Source organism: Microcoleus sp. T2B6, from assembly GCF_036700475.1.
In the GTDB taxonomy this organism is placed as follows: domain Bacteria; phylum Cyanobacteriota; class Cyanobacteriia; order Cyanobacteriales; family Microcoleaceae; genus Microcoleus.
Genome location: NZ_JAUBOZ010000127.1, coordinates 1 through 19,102 on the forward strand (window position 1 = coordinate 1; position 19,102 = coordinate 19,102).

The following is a 19,102-nucleotide window of genomic DNA, read 5'->3' on the forward strand; positions in this document are numbered from 1 at the left end:
AGTGCAGCGCCGACAGGTGGGGATTTAGAATCAACCATCGCCCCCTTGCTAGACAAGTTGCTAGCAGAGAAGTTAGCAGAGAAGTTAGCCAGCTTTGAGGAACGGCTGGGAAAATTGAGAGCCTGAGCGAGGGCAACGATGAATCGCTCAGGCTTGAATTGCAGGCTGATGTAGGTTGGATAGAGCAAGAATTGAACGAGGTTCGCGGTAATTGCAGGGTACTCGAAGCCGAACGCGACAAAGCCTGCGCCGATCGCCAGCAAGTCGAGGCTCAACTCTCCGAGCTAAAAGAGGAATTGGCAAAGGAAAAGGACAATTACTCAACACTGGTAATCATCAGCCAGCAACTTAATCAGCAGCTTGAGACGGAGCGGGCCGATCGCCAGCAAGTCCAAGCTGAACTCTCCGACCTGCAAAAACGACTGAATGAAGCTGAACAGAATGGAACGCCTGTCCCCGACTTGCGCGGCAAGGTTGGCGATATTGCAAGCTTCTTTAAAACTCTGCTAGCCAAAGATACCAAGCTGGTCAAAGATATAAAGCAAGACAAAGACGTAAAGCTACCCAAGGATACTATCTCGAAAATTGAGGAGATTTTAGGGGGTGGCGATGGATAAATTGGATGAGTACAAATGGTGGGGGAAACCCGGCGAACCTCCCCAAAATCTCAAAACCAAAAAGCAGCTCGCAGAACTGGGTTTATCGCCCCTAAAAGCAGTCGGAATTATCAGGGCGCAAAAGTACGACGTTTTGCTTTATGACCCCGACAACCCAGAGTCCTGCCGACCTAAAAGAAAGCCGACAGACAAGCAACTCGAAACACTTGCCGCCAACCGTGAGAAAGCTCGAATCAAGCGAGAGTATGAGGAGTGGTACAACGAGATTGGCTTTATTGAGCGCGATCGGGTAAGGGCGGTGAAGTGGGCACGGGATGAGCTAGCTGCTGAAAACCTAGCAATTTTAGACACAGAAACAACGGGGCTTTATGACGCCGAGATTGTGGAGATAGCTGTCATCAATCGTGACGGCGAACCCCTACTAAATACTCTAATCAAGCCTTCAATCCCCATTCCTGCCGAGGTTTCAGCTATCCACGGAATCACTGATGAGGTAGTGGCTGATGCGCCAAGCTTTCCCCAAATCTATCCCCAAATTGCCGAAATACTCAAGGACAAACAGCTTCTAATTTACAATTCTGACTTCGATATTCGCATCCTAAATTACTGCTGTAAGCTCCATAATTTGCCATCTTTGAAGCTCAAGAATCGCTCTGAATGCCTCATGACTTGGCACGCGCAATGGGCGGGCGATTGGAGCTATTATCACAAGGACTATCGCTGGCAACCGCTCTGTGGTGATCACAGAGCTTTAGGGGATTGCTTGGCAGCGCTGGAGCGACTGAAGAAAATGGCAGCGGACTCCGATCAGATGAATTGTCCCGTGCCTCGGCCTGAGTGAAGCGATCGCCCGATCGTCCCAAAACAAAAAAAGCTCCCCGACCGAAAATGTCAGAGAAGCTTTTTACACGATGGGTGGTAATTGGTAATTGGCAATTGGCTTTCATCCTTTGCCCCAATTAATTGCAATATAGCGGCTTCAATGGCACAGGTTCCAGAGTTTTTGGACAATATCGGTCGTTGCGGTCATAAAGCAAGATTTTGGCTCGACAAAAATTAAGCCTTCAATCCAATCAACTCATAAACATTGAATGGGTTTCCTTCGGGTTTCAGTTGGGTCGAGTCTCTTTCTCTCATTTGAACATACTCCGCACAACTTTCATACGTCTTTTGACCAATCAAAATATCGCAGGCATATTGCTGCGTTTGTTGACTCAGGTGATTAGCCACATTCACCCCATGCCCCACCACAGTGAACTCCATTCGTTGAGGGGAACCAACATTACCGCAGAAAACACGATCTGTATTGATGCCAATTCCTATCCTCAGCGGATGTTGCTCTTCTGGGAACCAGGAACTGTTGATTTCTGGTAGTCGCTCTCGCATTGCCAATGCCGCTTTAATTGCCCCCAGCGCATGGTCTTCTAAGGACATTGGTGACTTAAAAACTACCATAATCGTTGAGCCAATGTATTTATCTACTGTGCCTTGATGTTCAAAAACAGTCTCCACCATCACTTGAAAATAGTGGTTGAACAGCTCGACGCGAGTTTCTACTTCCATTTGCTGAGTTAAGCGCTCAGCTCCGTAAAGATTTACGAACAAAATGGAAACTTCTTTCTCTTCACCGTTGGAGTGAAAGTTTTTCAGTTGTTCTTGTAAGTCAGGATTGGGGCGAAAGTTTTTCAGTAATTGATCAAACTCATCAGATTCATTCGGCATATTAACCAAGGGTACGTTTTATAGATGGAACACTAACTGATATTCTGCCAAAGCCGCTCGCGAGTCCGTTAAGAGCCATTCTAGCTGACTGTTAAAGGGGTATAGCCGAGATACGCGCATTCCGAGGACATGACGTAAAATTTTGTAAATATCAGATAAAATGACTTGAAATAGCCAAGCCTGAAACGTTTAGCAGTAAAAGGTTTCCGCTTTTTTGGTCTGTACGAGGGCAGAGTATAACTACTACTCTGCCTCCATCAAGTGAGGGTTAAAAGTTGGCCATATTTAAGCTGGTTTTGCGCTTACAAGCTTTCGAGAAGGCTATGCAGCAACTTAATTGTTACGTTTCTTAATCTCGTGTCCTACTTTGCACGTATCTCGGCTTTACCCCCAATAGACTTGCTATATCAATGGCTGGTTGAGTAATATATTGCAGAGCGATCGTTCTACAAGGCGTAAATATAAGTAAGGGGAGAGTTAGGGTGGCTCTCCCCCTAAGTTTATTTAGGCAGCCGCCATACTTAAGACTATCGCAATAGAAAAAAAGCCAATCGTCATCCAGATGCAGACACCAATTACGGTTATGGTAGCCGCCCAAGGGCGAATTTTTATTGGGTGAGCTAGGATCATTGTTATCAATAAAGCTGTCAGGATGAGTACAGCAACAATCAATGGCGGTTGGTTAGATACTAAATAAAGTAGCGTGAAAGGGCCAAGTAACGAACCTGCTATAAAAGCTGGAATTAATATTATATAACCAATACTCGCAACTGCGACAAACAAACATATTGGTATGCAGCATACTAAGATTGTTGGTAGAAGAACAGATAAACGTCTTGGCATAAGTTATGGGGAATTTAAGAACGGCGAATGTTGTTTACAAAAATGCGATCGCTAATTAACGACTCATCGTATTAATACAATCACGAAGACCTTCTCTATCTTCAGCAGAAATATAGCGAGAAGCAAGTTGATTGTACTGGTTCAGATTTATCGTGTTATTTTTCTCACGAACTCGATCTGATTCAAGCCCAATATACTCTCTAGCAGAATTAAGAGTATTTCCTCTAATTGTACCTGAGTAGCAACCTCCGTCCGATTGATAGATGTAGCCAGCACCTATAAAAGACCTACCTCTTTTTCTTAAGATAATGTACTCAGATCCAGGTTGTTTTTGCAACCGTGCATTACTATATGCGACAGCAGATTACTGCTTGTACGAACAAGGTGGAAGATTACCATCGCTTCTTAGATTGGCTATTTTTTGGCAAGGATGGGGTGATTATCTTATATTTACAAAACTTTACGTCGTGTCCTCGGAATGCGCGTATCTCGGCTATACCCCCAAATCAAAAGCCCCCCGGTATGTACCAGAGGGCTTTTGTTGTACTTGGCGATGTTCAGTGGTTTAGCTCTTGCAGAATTCGATTAAAGCTTCACACTCGATTCTTGACCGAAACCAGTTCATCGGCTTGATGGTGAATTTTTCATCATTGCAGGACGAAGAGATGAAACCTTCATCCTCAAAACAGCCACCTACTTCGTACAGGCTTGTTAATTCGCTTAGCAATTCTTGCTTGTACTCCTCTGGTGCTTTTTCTAGGTTTGCCCCCCACATTTTCGTACAGACATCGTAAAAGCTTTTATCTCCTATCATCTTTTTTTCTCCTATTAGTTGTTAGTTCGTTTCAGTCAAATCGCACTTAACACAGTCGCGCGTCGCGCTCGGTTATGTTGGCGATGTTTAGCGGGCGATGTTCAGTGCGGCCAGTCGATCATCACTCAATTGTTGTAATTGCTGGGGCGGTTGCCAGCGATGACCCCAGAACTGGCGAAGTCGGCAAAGTGCGATCGGCTTAGGTAACAGTTGGGCTGATTGTACCCAAACCCCAATTCCTGATTCCTGATTGCAGTAGTAAGCCTCGAACTGTTGGCGTGATACTTTTGCCAGCCTTCCGTGCTGCGATGCTTGCCACAGTCGATCGATAGGTAGTATCTCACGCTTCAAAACCCGGACAATTCCTAGCAGTTCAGCAACTGGCATCGTGGCGTAAATTGCAATATTATCGCCCGGTTTTAGAGAGGTTCCGAAATTGCCTTTTCTCAGTTCGATCGTCTTAGGATTCTGAGAGAGGAAGAACGCATCAGCCCACGTCGGGCGGACAGAGATTAAGTAAGTGCTGCTGGGTTTATTCATCTTCATCCTCATTCCGTCTCAACGCCTCCCTTAACGCTTCTTGCATTGGCTACAGCTAAGTCAATGCTTTCGCTGGCAATATCTATCAATTTCTGTTCTGGTTCTTCCAGCCACGACGTATCTGTAAATGGATTGCAGATGTGCGCTTCGGCTCTGAGTTTGGCAGCTTGCAAGAAGGCGATGCAGGTAGCTAATTCATCAGGAATTGGTGGATTGCCGGAATGTTCGTACTGCTTCATGGTTGGCATCGTTTTGCTCTCCTTAGTTGTAGTCGTTGTTGTTCAAGTCATCAGAGAGGATGATGTCACCGCGCCTGACTAACTCTGCAAAAATGGCATCGTAAATTGCATCAAGCATAGAGCCGGGAATCACCCTTAATAACTTACTAAGCATTGTTATTACCCCTTTCGTTTTGTAGGAACTCTTGAATTTTGGGCAACTGTGCAATCTCTCCATCATCGTAATTTTGAATTAGCCACTTCAAGAGGCTTTTTCCGTGGCGTGAATAGCTGCGTGTTGGGTGACCGTTTTTTTCACCACACTTTAAAACTGACTTGATAATTGTGCGGATATTTGCGCCCGATAAAGCAGCCTCGGACACGGACACAAATAATTGCTCAGGAGCCAGGTTAGGGAACATCTGACCAAACCGTCGGACAGTCCACACGAAGCCGGACACTTCGCCGGACAACTTGTCTGACAACGGTTCTGGCTGTCCGTTGTCATAGTCGGACACTTCCTCTGGGGACTCCTCTGGGGAATCCTCTGTCGGACTATCGGACGGCTTTTTATCGCCCAAATTAAACTCTAAATCGTAAGTTCGCTGCCAGTATTCAGAGTCAGATAGCTGGGGTTTTTGACGGGTTTCGGCAGTCGTTATCCCTGCCTCACACTGGATTAAATACTGTCTAAATTTCTCGATATTAAAAGCCAGTTGTTCGTCTCTTTCTTCTAGCGTAAGCTTGATAACAGCCTTCTCGATACGAGGCAACAAACCGACGTTTCCATTCCCCAAAGTCGTAAAGAAAACTGGAATCTGCTTGGCTTCAGATTCAGCCATTAACTCGTTAAGCTGTGCTAATAGCATTGCCCTTTGAGCGTTATCGGAGACGATGTACTGGTTCTTAATCGACAACTCAACCAGCAGATAATCGCCCTTAGTTTTACCGTCTGCGGTCTTGACCAAAAGCCCCTGGGCTACAATCGCCATGTTTGCCCGCAAGTTTGCATCTCCAACCAATCCAAGCGCTTCAAGGTTTAGCGACTGAGCTAAGACTAGAAGGCAAACATTGTAATCTCGACCGACTGTAATAATGTCGAGCAACATCAATTCAATCTTTGCCCAGAGAGCCTTGTAAGCCTTCCGAAGCGTCAAAACGATGGATGACCAATCCTCTAAAATCAAGCGTAACGGGGGTAGATGTTTGCGGTCATCTTCGGATATGTTTTCGAGTCTGGCTAAGAAATTCTTGTGGAAATTCTCAATTAATTTGTAAGCTTTCGTCGGGTCAATCGAATTAAAAATTGTTAGTTTCCCCGCTTCCCGCAACCCGCAGAAACTGTCGTTTTTCCGTCCCAGAATCCATAGCGATGCAGTTTGTCCTTTGCTTCGTGCTTGGCTGTACACAGAATCTAACCACGCACTCAGAGTGTGACTTTTCCCCGCCCCGGTAGACCCTGCAAGAATCATTGACTTGTCGGAATATGCCAAGTCATCTAAGAGTTGTTCTCCGGGGGTTTTGGCTGACTTAATTATTGATACTGAATCAGATTCTACTTTGTCGCTAGGGTTGTTAATACCGTCGAGTGTTTGAGTACCTGTCAACTGGAAGGGAGTCTTTTGGTTTCGCAAAAAGGCGATGTATTCTTGCTTCTTCTCATCCGACAATCCCGCAGTTTCTGCATCAAAAATGGCTTCTTCAGCCTCCAGTTGAGCAATCTTAATATCGGCTTCACCCAAAACTTCGCATTGCTTGAGAACCACAGCGCAATCGTTGGCGGTAGCATCCAAATCGCCCTGCACTTGGACTTCCCTAATTGTCACATTGCGGTAATCTTCCAGTAACTCAGCACGAGCAGCCAGTTGCCCTTTTGCTAGGTCGCGTTTCTCTGCAATGACCTCATAGTTTGCAAGCTGTCGCTCGGAGTTTTGCAAGCTTCTTAAACCCATTCCCGCGACACCAAAGCTACAACCAGCGAGAGCCATCCACAGTGCTTTATTTGGATTTGTGGCGGGTATTGTGTCCTTAAAAACCACTTCACGGGGGATGCCGTTTGCCTTCCACTGTTGTGCGTGGTACTCGGTCATGATGTAGGGTTTGCCTGCCTTGTCAGCGCATTGCAAGGCTTGTTTGTTGTTACGGATGCAGAGTTGTACCCTATTGCTGGCCGTCCCCTGGATTGCGTTTATTCCGCTATATATTCCCAGTAAAAGCGCCAAAGCAACTGCCGACAACTTGCCAGCAATTGGGAGTCTTTCAAAGGTCAGAAGTAACGCACGATTAGATTTCAAGAGTTGAGCGTGTTTTTCGGTTAATGGTGGCATTACTTGCTGACTCCTTTGGCTCTGAAGATGAAGCAAAAAACGATGATGGCAAGAGCAATTGACGGCAAGTAATCCAAGTTGTTAGAAGCAGGTTTTTTTACTGTCTGAATTTCTTTAATGCCTGTCTCTAGACGTATTTTTGCTTCGCTTACTTGGTGCAATTCAGTAGCTGGTTCGGCAAGGCTAGCAATCATGCCGACCGTCACCCCAGCGCCGACAATTGCAGTAGGCAAGCGATGCTTAGACTGCCCGGTAATCTTGGCTGCTAAATAAATTTGATAGATGCCAATTGCAACAATTGACCCGCCCGCGACTTGCATGGCATGGAAAGCGAAAACCACTGCTGAACCTAACGCTGTGGGTGTTAGGACTTCGCAGAGATTGGCAGCATCCCGGTATTGGCGCTCGGCGTTGGTTTCCTCTGGCTGCGGTTGGTCAATGGTCGGTGCGGTAACTTGCTGATATTGCTGCTGCTGCTGCTGTTGTTGCTGAATTCCCCCTCCCGAAAAGGAAAGGGGACTGGCCCCGATGAATTCGTGCATAAGTCCCCTTTTGCTTAACGGTTGTTGAAATTCATTACGTTCGCAAACCAGCCCCCAAACCCTCTAGCCGTACCAGTTGCCGAAACACTGTTGGAGAGGCTGGCTGATCCAATAACAACTGGTACTTTCTCCTGAATCCCTTTGTCAGAGCCGACTGTTGCGCGACTAAGCAGCTTCTGTCGCCTTTCTCGAAGTGATTCTTGAATTGTTTGACGCTTTTCTGCAACTTCGCCCCGATTTGCGATGGCCTCCATCTTGTTCTCGTGTCGCCAAAGCTCGGCCTGTAAGTCGCCTGTAAGCTCGGAAGCAATCTCGGCTAACCCGTGCTGACGCTTGGTTTCAATCTTCAGCATCGCTGCTCGGTCTTTCGCGTCTAGTTGCTCCATCTCCGAGCCGAATTCCGCATTGAGCTTGCGGATTTTAGCGATGGCATTTCCGACTTTGGAGCCGAATTTTTTCCTAATTTCTGTCCATCTGACCTGACCATCGCTGATTTTTTCCAGCGACTCTAAGTAGCTTGTAGCGTTATCAAGGAAGGGTTCTAAAACTAAGGCAAGCTGTTCGGCATTGGCTGCTTTATCTGCCATCGCCTCCAACTTCGTGACATCGCTCAAGTATGAAAGAATGTCAGCCTCTGTGTCTGCCCAGTCTCCCGCTTTTTCATCAATGTACGGGCTGTGTCCGGCTGCTGGGTTCCTTATTGCTACGCTGCTGTTGTCGCGTCCAAAATCCATAGTAAAATCTCCTTAGATGAGTCCCCCCCTTTTTGTTAAGGGAGGGAGGATTGTGTGGCCGGCCGATTACTTCTCTAGGGCGATCGGCTGGCTTTGATTTGTCATTTGGTTGAGCTTGTCAGATACTCGATCGCCCGCCGGATGACCAATAACGGGCAGAAATTCACCGCGTCGCCAGCTTTCCGAAAGTTCGATCGCCGTTGCCAAGTCCAGTCCAACAGCCATAAATTGGCACTCCGGGAATCCGAGGTTATCGCAGTTGATGCACGGACGCTCTGGCTCATCGGTAACAGGCGGCTGCAACATTGCCCAGATTTCTGGGTTGGATTCAGGCGTAATTTCAAAAACTTTGGTCATCTTTAAACCTCCTCTGATTTCACGTCAATCGCTTCGCCATCTTTCGATAAATCTTTGCGTGTTGGAGTTGGCTTGTGATTGATAACCGTGCCAGCAATGTAGTCGCCTTCAATCTTTTCGACATAGTTACCGCCGTTAGTATTGATTACCCGTTTTCCAGGTTTTCCGTCCTCAAACACAACGCCATTGATGATTCGTACCATATTAATTAATCCCTCAAACTTTGAACTTGACCCATTACTTCAATGCCCTTGGCATCTGTTATTCCTTCCTCTCGTAGTTGGAGCGCAGCAGCTTGTATGGCTTCCTGAGATTTGCTGGCAACTACATTAAAGGTGCGGGGTGATGAGCAAAATTCGCGTTGCACTTTCACTTTAAAAAAAGCCATTATTCAGATCCTCCTAACTTCATCGCCCGTAGTTGCGCCAGCACTTCATTTTGTGCTTTTTGCTCAGCTTGAAAAACTGCCAGAGCACGCGTGGCCCCACGGTTTTGCGCTGCGTTGATTTCAGCATTGTCCAAATCAGAGTCGCGCTGTTGTGATGCTTGGTTTTCAGTTGCGATTTGTTCTAAAAGCTGGAGTACAGATTGATTCAAAGATGCCGAAGTAGAAGCAGCATTCTGGCTCAATTGAGTGATTCGGCGGTCAAGGGCGGGGGTGTATTCGGAGATTGTTAGTGAGCCACATTGAGAGGGAGAGGGTGCGGCCGGTGTAGCTTCTACCAGTTTTCGCAATTCGCTCAGTTTTCCTGCATTCAATAATTTGCAAGCTTTGAGGGCAAGCTCCGAGTATTGGGTAGCTCTGGCAGCCCCACGGCGTAGGGTTTGGATATCCAGCCCGTAGATGCTTTGCAACTTGGAAATCGATTGTTGCAGTCCGGCTTTAGACAACCGCAGCAGCCCCTGAATCTGCAAAGCTGAGTACCATTGCTCAGTCTCCTCTAGCTCCTCTGGTTCGACAAAATTATCGATTGCTTCGGACTCTACATCAATCACGGCAAGGCTTTGGGCTTGTTCGTCTGGTTTCATAATTTATCAGGAAAAATCGGTACTATATCGATAAAATCGATTTCTATCGATATACGTGTTAATTTAGCAATTAACAATGAACTTGTCAATAGATAATGCACCTGAATGACAAAAGGAGCTTGAAAAGGGAGAATAATGAACATCACCCTTTTCTATCGCTTTCAGTGCCAACACCAAAACCGAGAACGACTATATATTTAGACCCAGAGCTTTATCAGGCTTTGGAACGTCGGGCTAAGGAGGAAAGGAGGAGTATATCTAATTTGTGCAATATCTTGATTGAGGATGCGATGCAAATATGGCTAGAAACCAACCCCCCTCCTGAACCCAAAGACTCACCCGCAGCCAAACCAACCACAGCAAGCAAAACCAAAAGGAGTAAAACTAGCAAAACTTAAAAATGTGGTGACACTATTACTAGAACCCAGAGGAAAATCAACCGATGCGAACCAAACAATGTATCAACGTATCTATCGACCCGGTTCTTATCCAAGCCCTAGATGAGAATCGCGGCCCCACGCAGAAACTCACGCGCTCCAGCCTGGTTGAGCGCGCCGTGCGGTTGTTTCTGGCAATTGAATTTGATGATGAAGCGTCGCAGCAAAAAAGCGCCTAATCAAAGGGATTACGCGCTTTTTGCAATTTCTATATTCACCCTAACTCCCCCAAATCTTTCCACGGATTAAAGAGCTAGGACATCGCTTTCACACTCTAACAAAGAGTGAAAGCTACACTCATTGTGCCATACTCTAACGAAAATACAATTCAATCTGTAGACAATTTAATTGAATCTGCATCCCCCCACCAAAAGGATGCGCCAAACACACAACCTGACTCAATTGTAGCAGTATCCCCCCCTCAAGAGCCAGGAAATTTGGAGCTAGGGGGGACTCTATGCAGCATCGGCGAAAAATTCCTCACCCCCGAACATGAAGCCCACATCGCAGGCAGAGGCTTACTCAATCCTTGGGCCCGCGAATGCAGCTTCAGTGCCAGCATCGCCCAAGCTTCGCTCTATGGGATTTCGACAAAATCGGCGGGCATCCTGTTCATAGGGCAAAATGGGCAAGTACAATTCCGGCCTGATGTCCGAGAACCGAAGCGAGGCAAAAAGGAGCCGCCAAAATATCTAACGTCAGTCGGAGAATTCGATGCTTTTGTCCCCCCATCCCCCGACAACCCGCTCTACTGGGAGATTGAAGCCCTAAAGCGAGAAGCTTTTTATATCAATGATGTGCCTTATATTCTCCTTACTGAGGGAGTATTTAAAGCCCTTGCCGGGTGCTCAAATGGCATCCCCACAATTTCCTTGCTGGGAGTAGAGCAAGGCCTGACAGGCAAAGCCCGCGACCCCGAAAATCAGCGATTTCTAGTACCCGCGCTGAGAAAGCTCGCAGAGGCTGGCTTTGGCTTTATCATTGGCTTTGATGCCGATGCGGCCACAAATCCAAATGTGCGGGCGGCCGAGAAGAAATTGGCTAAGCAATTGGCTAAATTCAATGTGCCAGTGAGAAGTATCACGGGAGCCTGGGCCGCTGCCTCAGTGATTGAGTCCGGCGAGGTGAAAAATACTAAAGGCATGGATGATTTTATTCAGCACAAAGGGATTGAGGAATTCCGAGCAATCCTCACCAAAGCAAAGCTATTTGGTGAGAAAGAGAGTGATACCGAAGGGGAAAAGAAAGAAAAAGCAGTAACATCAGAAATCATCGGAGACCAACTCGCTGAGGACTTGCGCGACCAACTTCTGTATTCAAGTTCTCATAAATCTTGGATGAAATATAGTCTCGAATTCCCAGGAGTTTGGACACAAGTGGCAGAGGATTATGTTCGGCACATAGTTCATAATTTGTGTCGAGCGCGGGGAGTAATGCCGAATAACAACTTCATCAAAAATGTTTTGGGCTGGCTCCAGCGCACATTGTTTGAATTTAAATGGTTAGAGCGACCATCAAACGAGCTTCTACCTTTTGAGGATGGCATACTAAACCTTCTAACTAATGAATGGCACGAACACGCCCCAGGATTCAGATTGACTTGGGTGTTACCACGCAAGTATCAAGGTAGCGCCGTTCATGCTGGATGGAAAAGAATTGAAATCTGGCTAGACCAAGCAACTAGGGGCAACAAGCGTATGAAAGATGAGTTGCTTGCCTTCTGTGCCGCTACCTTACGAGGAATGTCTGGGCTCCAAAAATTCTTAATAGGAACTGGATACGGAGGTACGGGGAAAGGGACTTATACTCAATTGGTAACACTGCTCGTAGGCGAACATAATGTTTGGGTTGGCAAACTTGAAGACCTCACCAAACAAGACAAAATAGCTGAATTACAAACCAAACGGTTAGCTATTTTTGACGACCAAGAAAAATATACAGGCAATCTGTCAAATTTTAGGTCAATGACTGGCGGTGCGTTGATTAACGGTCGCAATCTTTACGAGCGTTCGGTTACTTTTCGATTCCCTGGGTTGGCGCTGATAACCGCTAACCAACCCTGCTTTCCGGCAAGTGCGCTTTCTTGGCTAAAGCGGCGGATTATTCAACACGAATTTGCATATACTCCCACTAAGCGCAATCGTAACTTAGTACGCGAATTCGAGCCAGAAATAAGCGCATTTACCAAGTATTTGCTCTCAATCCCAGTATCAGAAATCGAGCGGATTCTAGACCCTGAAGACCAATCTATAAACGGCACATTCTGGGAGGATAGGGTACGCGCCGACCCGATGGCAGCATGGCTCAACGAGTTAGTGATACATGATGCTGATGCCAAAACTGCCGTCGGCTCCGACAAAAATGAATGGAAAGATGCAACTTACGTACCAGCTCAATCTACTTTATTTGGCTCCTACAACCATTACTGTACTGGCGGCGGGTACAGCGCCAAAGGTAAAAATAATTTCTCAGCAGATTTAGTCGAACTCTGCCGCGAAGTGCTCGGCTGGAAAGATGTAAGCAAAGAGCGGGCGGCGGTTGGGGTAGTAATCAAAGGGTTGAGGTTGCGGACGGATACCGACAAAGGCATCGCGACCGTAGAGGAGTTGATTGAACAGAAAAATGTAGACCTAGGTCTACACTGTGTAGACCTAAATGTAGACCTAGAACCCTTACCGCATAAGGATTATGTAGACCATGTAGACCTAACTTCAAGAATTGCAGGAAAAAATGAAAATATTTCTGCTGACTCAAATCTCATTCTTGGCGCTGGCACGGATTCAGCATCACTTGACCAAGTAACCATTACTGCTGATGCTATAGAAACTTTACCCCCCCCCAAGGTCTACACGGTCTACACGAGCCATACAGAGCAAGATATTCAGCCGTCACAAGGTCTACATTCAGGTCTACATTCAGGTCTACATTCAGGTCAGCACAATCCAGAGCCAGAAACAGCACCAACACCGCCAACAGCACAGCCAGCACAGCCGATCGCGCCCTCAGATTTAAAACCTAAATCAGAGCAAGCGATATCCGATGCTGATGCCGAGACTATTAGAAAGTTGTCAGCACAACAGCCGACATCAACGTTGTCAACGGGGTCGTCACAGTCAAAATTATTGTTGCTGCAAGATTATGCCCGACGCATTGGGGAGGCGCTTGGATACCAGTCTCCGGCTACTGCTAAGGCGATCGCTGAGTATATCCAAGAGTCGATCGTCAATCAGGACATTACCGAATCTGAGTTAGCCGAAGTCGCTGGGATTGAAAACTGGCAAGCGTTTACCGCGCTTCGGAATTTGACCGAAAACGAAAAAAACTTGGTTGAAATTGTCCAGCAGGCGATCGATCGCAACGACGCAGAGACGGCGAAATCCGTCTTGAGTTCGCTGAAAGAGGTCTGCAACTCCGGTGCCGCCGATCGTCAGAAAGTTTGGAACTCTGGGTTAACCGAATCTGAACGGGAGGCGTTTAGTGCGCTGATTCAGTAGGTGCGGTTGCGGGCGATCGATCGGCTACCAGTCACCGGCCGCGGCCACGGCAGAATTTACCCGGTTCTTGCGGATTGCCGAATGAACCAGGTGATCGGCTTCTCTAGAAGTCGCCACCTAAAAAATTAGCTAATTGTTGCGTCAGCTAAAGTCAGGCATTTGCAGTATAAAGTCAGGCGTTTGCAGTATAAAGTCAGGCAAGTGCAGTATAAAGTCAGGCGTTTGCAGGGGGTGCACTTTACCTGCATTTACCTGAAAATACCCTGCAAATGCCTGACTTTTTCGGTCAAATTACTGCTTTTTTGTGCTGTTCGTGCCATAATCTGTTGAGACTGGTTATGGCTGTTCTTTGTTAGTAGCAAGCAATGGTTTTGTCCGTACAAACCTGACTTTTACGTGCAGAAACAAAAACAATGCACCCTTATGAATGGGGAATCCTAAGTGCAAGGCGATCGCGTCGATGCTCGCTGTCGGACGAACGATAATCACAGCGAGCATCGACTTGATAGCATCAATGGGGAGCCAGTGGTAGCGAGTTGCAGGCTGATTCGGATATTCGAGTAAGGGCAGCGGAGTCGAGTCGCGAGTTGCAGTTTTTCAAGTCAAAATAATTCAAATCACCACAAAGGTTTGGCTTTGAATCGATCGCCGTGCAGCTATCGCCACAACTACCTAAAAACTAGGGCTGGGGTGTCAAGGGGCTTAATTTTACCCGATCTTCAACTGTGCCAATCAATACCACTGATGCGATGTTAGCCAAGTGTGTCACAAGACTTAATTTTTACCCGCTCTTCAACTGTGCCGATTGCTCAAACTATTGTGGCGACTTTTCTGGCAACACTGGCATCAATTGCCCCGTCACACCTGGGTAGCATGGGTGGCGAGCACTTCCCTGAGTTCTCAAGTTAACCAATCATGCTGGTTCAACGTTATGTAATGCCGCGTGAAAACTCATATCGCTAGGGCCTTAAGCTTAGAAGGGCTCCGGCGAGCGCACTCTCTCTGAAATCAAGTACAACCGTGCGGTAGCACTGCCTTCAATAAAGCCAAACAAACTGAACTGCAACTCAAAAAGAGAAAAACGCTACCGCCATTGTTCCGATACATTAATATGCAATAGCTGAATGGCTAATAACGAGGCCGCTATTTTTTAGGCAGTCTTAACAGCTTTTCAATTAGTTCTGCTTGCTCAATTGTGAAAGTACAGCTTGCTATAAATGCCACCACTTTTGAGCCTCTGCTACAATTGCTTAAATTTGGGGAGTGTAGAGTTTGCTGTTAAAATGTTAAATTGGTATTAAGCGTACCGGGACAGGAAAAAACCTCAAAATTAACTTTTTTGGACTGGCTTTTCATGATTTTTTTTGCATAAATTTGAGTTCCTGTGAGTTTTCATGAGTAAAACTATGCAAGCTCAGCTTGAACTATTAGCTGAAGTCGAAGCAGTATTTGCAGCAAAAAACTCACAAAAACTCACAAAAACTCAAATTTATGCAAGCTCGGAAACTAAGGAAAAAGCAGAGATGAGCGATAGCAAGCAATGTTTTTGTGATCGCAAATCTGACTTTTACGTGTAGAAATAAAAATAATGCACCCTCATGAATGCGGAAGCCTAACCGTAAGGTCGGGTTTAATACTTTTTTAAGCTTTAATGACAACTGTAACTATTTGTACTACGATTCAAGCTGAATATTATACAGCTATAAAAAATTAGCTTTTGCTTGCTGAAGTCCAGGCTACCGCCATTACACCCAAAAAGGATTATCCTATTGACTGCTGTCGTGAGCAATCCCCGATCGCTATCGGAAACTAGCACAAAAAGCAGGAATGAGTCGTAGCAATAGCAATGTTCAGAGATATATTTATACTGCTAAAGAAATTAACCGCCGAATTTCTGAAACTTATGGTGCGATCGCTCCTACAACCGCAATTCAGGCACAAGCGATCGCTGTACTCCCGAAATAACTCACGCCCTTCAACGAGCGCCGAACATTAAATTAAAGTCGCCACATCTCAATTATTCGCTATTCGCGAATGTAGAATAAAGAAAAGAAAGCGATGCCAGAGGCTGGCTGAGCCTACGAATAAAGTTATGCTCAAACCGCAAGATATCCTTGCCATACTCAAAGTCCACAGTTGGGAAAAAACAACCTGGACTTACAGCACCCTCGCTCAAAGCTTAGGCATGAGTGCCTCAGAAGTTCATAGTGCCCTCGCTCGATGTGCAGCAGCAGGCCTCTATGATGGCGAAAATCGTAGGATTTTGACCCAAGCGCTACTAGAATTCGTAGTTCACGGGCTGCGCTACGTATTCTACGCCCAACCCGGCCCCTTAAGTCGGGGACTGCCAACGGCGCATTCTGCTGAACCGTTGAAAAGTAAGCTGATTGCCTCACCGTCTGAGGTTTATGTCTGGCCTGACCCTCAAGGTGTCGTGAGAGGGCAGGCGATCGCACCTTTGTACCGTTCAGTCCCCCAAGCTGCCAGTAACGATCCAAAACTTTATGCCTTGCTCAGCTTGATTGACGCTATTCGAGTTGGTCGGGTGCGGGAGCAACGTTTGGCAGTCGGCGAACTTGAAAAAAGGATCGTCGCTGCTCTATGAACCCGCAGATACTCATGCTGGAAATAGTTGCCAGGGTCCTCTCGACCGTACGCACTACCATCGTCTTCACAGGAGGAGCAACAATATCGCTTTACCTCGATGAAGCTGCGGCCCCCGACATTCGACCCACCGATGATGTTGATTGCGTGGTCTCCATTGCATCCAGGGCTGAATACTACCAACTCTCAGAATTGCTGAAAACTATCGGGCTTCAAGAGAGTACAGAATCAGGCGCACCCCTATGTCGCTGGCAGTACGAGGGCATTTCAATTGATGTGATGCCGTGCGATGAGTCGGTGCTGGGGTTTTCCAACCGCTGGTACAGGCCAGGTATTGCTAATTCTATAGGACTTACGCATTGACAAAAAATATCATCTATGTATTCTAGACGATACCATCACTGAATCGGTTTGCCAAAATATGCTCACGTATAACTGAAGTGAATAAATTCCTTTGGACTTCATACCAGTTACTAATTATTTTTTCAGACCGCATAAACTCCAATTTTACAAATGCTTGAAGTGAACAAAATATATGAGTCTTGATTGCCGAGGTGTCTCTCACCATGAAACGACAAATTCCACATACCTGTTTGATGGCTCTATGAAAGGTTTCAATTTCCCAATGAGTATCATGAATTGTGAGGAATTCATCTCTTGTAATCTCAGCCATTTTTTCTGAGTCTGGCAAATAGAAAATATAGTGTCTAGACGCCTCTTTTTTGAAGCTTTTTCTAAACAACTTTATAAATCCAAATTCTTTTAAATGAGTTATCAATCCTGACTCGGGAATTTCCAGAGTGCTTACCTGGCAATAATTACGTGGCTCATTTGATACTGTCCTGTTTTTTTCAATTCCGAAGAGAAAACCCAATTTCTGGTTTTTTAGAAATTTTAAATTTTCCACTCCTGAATACCAACTATCTCCTGTTACTATTCTTGGTTTGACTCCCCAGCTTATTATTTCGCTCACCATTTCTCTAAAGTAATCGTTTTTGGTCTTTCCCTCCTTTTTGTCATATATTCTGTAATTTGTTGGGACTGAATTACCATTGATGTCGCTGTAATATAGGGTGATTAAATTTAAGCCAATAATAGTTTTGTGGGCTTTTCCCGACCAAAAATAACTAATTAATTCGGCTTTTTTGGGATCGCTGTAAATCTTTTCTATGACTGTATCGTCTACACTCAGTATCCCTCCTTCTAGATTTATTATTTTCTGTATTGTGTTGAATAAATCTTTGGGTTCGTATCTCTCTCTCAACAAAAATCGATTGATACTGTCATGTGAAACATTTCCTAATATCTCTGATAACCTACTACACCCTCCCAACTTTGGCTCTGACATCAAAAATAAGGTGTAAGTGTCTATATTACATTGTGCTGTCGAGGGTTTAGTTATTTTTCTCATTGTCCGATACCTAAAAAGTTAGACGACCCATATTTATCACTGCATTGTTTGGTTATTTTGTCAATGCGTGAGTCCTATTCTATTCACTACCAACTTCCAAGTGGTAGGCAAATCCTAATTTTTTCAACGCCTTACCTTCTAGCTTCCAAAATAGAAGCTTTCATTGGTAGGGGTGGGGGTAACTTTTATTTTAGTTCTGATATTGAAGACATCGTGGCATTGCTTGACGGGCGTTTTAGTTTGTTCGAGGAAGTGCAGCAAGCTGACGAAGAAGTGAAAGCATTTTTATCAGAATGGTTTCGAGCCGAGCTTGCAAATCTGTGCGAAATCGCGCCTGCTTTCCTCTCGTCCGCTGCTAAAAATTCAGGTCGCACTCGCTTGCTCTTGCAAAGAATTGAAAGGCTGGCGATGGTAGTTTAGTAGTTGACTGCTAGCAATAGACGGCAGCGGACACTTGATCGAGGTAAGCCTTACACTCGCAAACAGCCTCAACGGAACGCAAAAACCAGACAGGCCAGCCTCAACTTTATTACTTGCATAACGGCTGCTATGCTACAAAATCGCTTCATAAATTTTAGCTGCCTGCCACTTTTCTCACACTTGCTCAACTTGATTTTTAATTCAATTCCGATGCCGGAACTTGACTATTAAATCAATTTGGATTTTGTTAAAAACGCTAAAAAATCACTAATTGTTGTGGAGCGCTAAAGTCAGGCAAGTGCAGTATAAAGTCAGGGGTTTGCAGTATAAAATCAGGGAGATTACAGGTATTTGCAGGGGCTGCACTTTACCTGTATTTACCGGAAAATATCCTGCAAATGCCTGACTTTTTCGGTCAAATTGCTGCTTTTTTGTGCAGGGACTGCCTTTGCTTGTTGAGGCTGCTTTTGGCTGTTCTCTATCGGTAGCAAGCAATGTTTTTGTGATCACAAACCCTGACTAATTCGTGCTGACAAAAAATAATGCACCCTTATGAATGGGGCATCATAGGTGTTAAGTAGCTTGATTTTTACCCGCTCTTCGACTGTGCCGACTGCTCACATTGCTCCTGTTGTTGTGACAACTTCGTAGCAGCACTGGCGTCAATTCCTCCCGTCACATCTGGGTAGCGAGCGATCGGCTTGAGGGACAGCTCGATCGCCCACGACGGAGCTCATAGAATCAAACAGGCGATCGGCTACCCATCTCGTGCCGCAGCTTCAGCTATTGGGGTGAAGTGAGCAGTCGTACATAAACTTACGAATCGGCTGAAAGTTTTACTGGATAAGCATTCTAGGAATCACTCTTTTTGTCTTTCAAAAACTTGAAGAGTTAAAAATTAAACTGTACCAATTAGAGCATAGATTTTTTGGTACAGCTTTTTTGTACGGCACAGTAAGGATTTGAGGCTTTTAAATTTCAGACAGATCAATT

General features: G+C 45.7%; 25 protein-coding genes. 9 read left to right on the forward strand and 16 right to left on the reverse strand.

The features are described from left to right. The first annotated feature begins 158 nt into the window (after positions 1 to 158). Positions 159 to 617 (forward strand): hypothetical protein, encoded by a 459-nt coding sequence (locus QUA00_RS32260; protein WP_333049006.1) that lies wholly within the window; start codon positions 159 to 161, stop codon positions 615 to 617. Next, on the forward strand, positions 610 to 1,458 hold the full coding sequence (locus tag QUA00_RS32265; protein ID WP_333412484.1) for a 3'-5' exonuclease: 849 nt from the start codon (positions 610 to 612) through the stop codon (positions 1,456 to 1,458). Before QUA00_RS32260 ends, QUA00_RS32265 begins: the two co-directional genes overlap by 8 nt. A gap of 215 nt (positions 1,459 to 1,673) precedes the next feature. Here QUA00_RS32265 and QUA00_RS32270 read toward each other — a convergent pair whose 3' ends face one another. The 13 genes from QUA00_RS32270 to QUA00_RS32330 form a co-directional block, all read right to left on the reverse strand. Beyond that, a complete protein-coding gene (locus tag QUA00_RS32270; protein ID WP_333412486.1) occupies positions 1,674 to 2,339 on the reverse strand; it encodes an adenylate/guanylate cyclase domain-containing protein in 666 nt (221 codons plus the stop codon). Positions 2,340 to 2,843: 504 nt separating this feature from the next. Beyond that, positions 2,844 to 3,182 (reverse strand): hypothetical protein, encoded by a 339-nt coding sequence (locus tag QUA00_RS32275; RefSeq protein ID WP_333412488.1) that lies wholly within the window; start codon positions 3,180 to 3,182, stop codon positions 2,844 to 2,846. Between the two features lie 565 nt (positions 3,183 to 3,747). Continuing rightward, the gene (locus QUA00_RS32280; RefSeq protein ID WP_333214957.1) at positions 3,748 to 3,996 is read right to left on the reverse strand and encodes a hypothetical protein; all 249 of its coding nucleotides are present in this window, start codon (positions 3,994 to 3,996) and stop codon (positions 3,748 to 3,750) included. A gap of 87 nt (positions 3,997 to 4,083) precedes the next feature. Then, positions 4,084 to 4,536 carry a hypothetical protein gene (locus QUA00_RS32285; RefSeq protein ID WP_333412490.1) on the reverse strand — a complete coding sequence of 151 codons (453 nt, stop codon included), beginning with the start codon at positions 4,534 to 4,536 and terminating at the stop codon, positions 4,084 to 4,086. Between the two features lie 8 nt (positions 4,537 to 4,544). After that, positions 4,545 to 4,784, reverse strand: coding sequence for a hypothetical protein (locus QUA00_RS32290; protein WP_194011279.1), 240 nt, complete (start codon positions 4,782 to 4,784; stop codon positions 4,545 to 4,547). 13 nt (positions 4,785 to 4,797) lie between these two features. Next, positions 4,798 to 4,929 (reverse strand): hypothetical protein, encoded by a 132-nt coding sequence (locus tag QUA00_RS32295; protein ID WP_015179853.1) that lies wholly within the window; start codon positions 4,927 to 4,929, stop codon positions 4,798 to 4,800. Beyond that, on the reverse strand, positions 4,922 to 7,081 hold the full coding sequence (locus QUA00_RS32300) for a hypothetical protein (RefSeq protein WP_333412492.1): 2,160 nt from the start codon (positions 7,079 to 7,081) through the stop codon (positions 4,922 to 4,924). Before QUA00_RS32300 ends, QUA00_RS32295 begins: the two co-directional genes overlap by 8 nt. Continuing rightward, positions 7,081 to 7,623, reverse strand: coding sequence for a hypothetical protein (locus tag QUA00_RS32305; protein ID WP_333412494.1), 543 nt, complete (start codon positions 7,621 to 7,623; stop codon positions 7,081 to 7,083). The genes QUA00_RS32300 and QUA00_RS32305 overlap by 1 nt, the downstream gene beginning before the upstream one ends. A gap of 14 nt (positions 7,624 to 7,637) precedes the next feature. Further along, a complete protein-coding gene (locus QUA00_RS32310; protein WP_333412496.1) occupies positions 7,638 to 8,357 on the reverse strand; it encodes a hypothetical protein in 720 nt (239 codons plus the stop codon). 66 nt (positions 8,358 to 8,423) lie between these two features. Next, positions 8,424 to 8,714 carry a hypothetical protein gene (locus tag QUA00_RS32315; RefSeq protein WP_333378728.1) on the reverse strand — a complete coding sequence of 97 codons (291 nt, stop codon included), beginning with the start codon at positions 8,712 to 8,714 and terminating at the stop codon, positions 8,424 to 8,426. 2 nt (positions 8,715 to 8,716) lie between these two features. Then, positions 8,717 to 8,917 (reverse strand): hypothetical protein, encoded by a 201-nt coding sequence (locus QUA00_RS32320; protein WP_333412498.1) that lies wholly within the window; start codon positions 8,915 to 8,917, stop codon positions 8,717 to 8,719. Positions 8,918 to 8,922: 5 nt separating this feature from the next. Continuing rightward, positions 8,923 to 9,102, reverse strand: a complete 180-nt coding sequence (locus QUA00_RS32325; protein ID WP_333412500.1) for a hypothetical protein — start codon at positions 9,100 to 9,102, stop codon at positions 8,923 to 8,925. After that, on the reverse strand, positions 9,102 to 9,743 hold the full coding sequence (locus tag QUA00_RS32330; RefSeq protein WP_333412501.1) for a hypothetical protein: 642 nt from the start codon (positions 9,741 to 9,743) through the stop codon (positions 9,102 to 9,104). The genes QUA00_RS32325 and QUA00_RS32330 overlap by 1 nt, the downstream gene beginning before the upstream one ends. 164 nt (positions 9,744 to 9,907) lie before the next feature. On the opposite strand from QUA00_RS32330, the gene QUA00_RS32335 reads away from it, so the two are divergent. From QUA00_RS32335 to QUA00_RS32345, 3 genes are all read left to right on the forward strand, one after another. After that, positions 9,908 to 10,141, forward strand: coding sequence for a ribbon-helix-helix domain-containing protein (locus QUA00_RS32335; protein WP_333213248.1), 234 nt, complete (start codon positions 9,908 to 9,910; stop codon positions 10,139 to 10,141). A gap of 44 nt (positions 10,142 to 10,185) precedes the next feature. Then, the gene (locus QUA00_RS32340) at positions 10,186 to 10,359 is read left to right on the forward strand and encodes a hypothetical protein (RefSeq protein WP_194010830.1); all 174 of its coding nucleotides are present in this window, start codon (positions 10,186 to 10,188) and stop codon (positions 10,357 to 10,359) included. A gap of 105 nt (positions 10,360 to 10,464) precedes the next feature. Then, positions 10,465 to 13,674, forward strand: coding sequence for a DUF3854 domain-containing protein (locus QUA00_RS32345; RefSeq protein WP_333412504.1), 3,210 nt, complete (start codon positions 10,465 to 10,467; stop codon positions 13,672 to 13,674). Positions 13,675 to 14,010: 336 nt separating this feature from the next. On the opposite strand, the gene QUA00_RS32350 is transcribed toward QUA00_RS32345, so the two are convergent. Then, entirely contained in the window at positions 14,011 to 14,172 is a 162-nt protein-coding gene (locus tag QUA00_RS32350; protein ID WP_333412505.1) for a hypothetical protein, read from the reverse strand. A gap of 896 nt (positions 14,173 to 15,068) precedes the next feature. Here QUA00_RS32350 and QUA00_RS32355 point away from each other — a divergent pair. The 3 genes from QUA00_RS32355 (at position 15,069) to QUA00_RS32365 (ending at position 16,279) form a co-directional block, all read left to right on the forward strand. Then, positions 15,069 to 15,251, forward strand: coding sequence for a hypothetical protein (locus QUA00_RS32355; protein ID WP_333412507.1), 183 nt, complete (start codon positions 15,069 to 15,071; stop codon positions 15,249 to 15,251). Positions 15,252 to 15,501: 250 nt separating this feature from the next. After that, positions 15,502 to 15,639 (forward strand): hypothetical protein, encoded by a 138-nt coding sequence (locus QUA00_RS32360; protein ID WP_333412509.1) that lies wholly within the window; start codon positions 15,502 to 15,504, stop codon positions 15,637 to 15,639. 127 nt (positions 15,640 to 15,766) lie between these two features. Further along, positions 15,767 to 16,279, forward strand: coding sequence for a hypothetical protein (locus QUA00_RS32365; RefSeq protein WP_333412511.1), 513 nt, complete (start codon positions 15,767 to 15,769; stop codon positions 16,277 to 16,279). 384 nt (positions 16,280 to 16,663) lie between these two features. On the opposite strand, the gene QUA00_RS32370 is transcribed toward QUA00_RS32365, so the two are convergent. Then, entirely contained in the window at positions 16,664 to 17,689 is a 1,026-nt protein-coding gene (locus tag QUA00_RS32370) for an IS701 family transposase (protein ID WP_445305776.1), read from the reverse strand. A 63-nt stretch (positions 17,690 to 17,752) separates the two neighbouring features. On the opposite strand from QUA00_RS32370, the gene QUA00_RS32375 reads away from it, so the two are divergent. Further along, entirely contained in the window at positions 17,753 to 18,109 is a 357-nt protein-coding gene (locus QUA00_RS32375) for a hypothetical protein (RefSeq protein WP_333412513.1), read from the forward strand. 267 nt (positions 18,110 to 18,376) lie between these two features. Here the strand turns inward: QUA00_RS32375 and QUA00_RS32380 are convergent, their stop codons facing one another. Further along, positions 18,377 to 18,619, reverse strand: coding sequence for a hypothetical protein (locus QUA00_RS32380; RefSeq protein ID WP_333412515.1), 243 nt, complete (start codon positions 18,617 to 18,619; stop codon positions 18,377 to 18,379). Positions 18,620 to 19,102: the final 483 nt, after the last annotated feature.